The organism is Moorena sp. SIO3I6 (assembly GCF_010672095.1).
On the sequence record NZ_JAAHHU010001531.1, the window covers coordinates 1 to 1,183 of the forward strand.

Sequence of the window (1,183 nt, forward strand, 5' to 3'; positions counted from 1 at the left end):
TCCAAAACAATGGGGAAGGGCGGAAAACTTCACAAAGGGTTCTGCTCTAAAACCTATCAAAAATGCCAAAGAATCAACCATCAAATCGGCCAGGTTGTCTCCAAGCGAATTGTTGAGATTGCTCTTGAGTTTAATTCGGAAGCAATTGTTTTTGAAAACCTCAAGGGATGGTTTGAAGTTACCGTAAGAATAGTGGAGCCTTTACAGTTGGCAGGTTATGCATAAAAGGGTTAAAGATTATTAATTAAGGCTCCACTATTCTAAGGTTTCGTCTCCGGAAGCCAAAGGGAGGCCGGAAACGGTCTAACCTTCGACAAAGATTTCATGGATGGCTTAAGGCAAAAATTCGCGATTTCACGGAGACGAAACCTTAGAGTAGTGCAGCCTTAATTAATAATCTTTAACCCTTTTATGCATAACCTGCCAACTGTAAAGGCTCCACTATTCTTACGGTAACTTCAAACCATGCTTTGAGGTTCTCAAACACGATCGCCTCAGAGTTAAACTTTTCAGCAATCTCAACAATTCGTTTTGAAACAATGTGGCCAATTTGGTTGTTGATTCTTTGGCATTTTTGATAGGTCTTAGAACAAAAACCTTTATGTAATTTTCCACCCTTTCCCATCGTTTTAGATGCCCGTACGGATACGGATTTTAGTCGTTTGTCCCGACGGTCTATGTCTCTTCTCGGGTGGATAAACTCCCTGTGGATTACAGTGCCGCCGTGGGTTACAACTGCTAGTGTTGCGGTGGTATTAATTCCTAGGTCTACCGCAGTTACATTAGCTTCTGGTTTTCGTTTTTCTGGTTTACAAGCAAACGGAACAGACAGATGACAGTACCTTTCATTGAATATCAACGAAGGGGACATCATTTTGTTAGTTACTACCTGATGGCGTTCCCTTAGTCCGGTAATTTGAACCGTAGTCCAAACCCAGTCAGAGCCGTTAAAAACCTTGACTTCGACTTGGTCGAAGCCGTGTAGTTTATAGCATTGTCCTTTGTACAGAGCTGGGTAACAACCAGTATCAGCGTTTAGTTTTGGCGGTTTACTGTCTTTCCTTTTTCGATTACCTGATTGCCACTCCCTGTAACGGGTAACAAAACTACTAACTTGACCAGCAGCAAACGCGTTCGCGAAGCGTCGGCTTTGCCGAATCGCGGCACGACGGTAGTAACTAGA

Annotated in this window: 3 pseudogenes; 2 read left to right on the top strand and 1 reads right to left on the bottom strand. The window is 42.9% G+C overall.

What is annotated here, in order from left to right:
- Both F6K49_RS50935 and F6K49_RS50940 read left to right on the top strand, forming a co-directional pair.
- Positions 1 to 225, top strand: a pseudogene (locus tag F6K49_RS50935) (hypothetical protein); the annotation flags it as partial.
- 53 nt (positions 226 to 278) lie between these two features.
- A pseudogene (locus F6K49_RS50940) lies at positions 279 to 368 on the top strand (IS200/IS605 family accessory protein TnpB-related protein); the annotation flags it as partial.
- A gap of 41 nt (positions 369 to 409) precedes the next feature.
- Here F6K49_RS50940 and F6K49_RS50945 read toward each other — a convergent pair.
- Positions 410 to 1,183, bottom strand: a pseudogene (locus F6K49_RS50945) (IS200/IS605 family accessory protein TnpB-related protein); the annotation flags it as partial.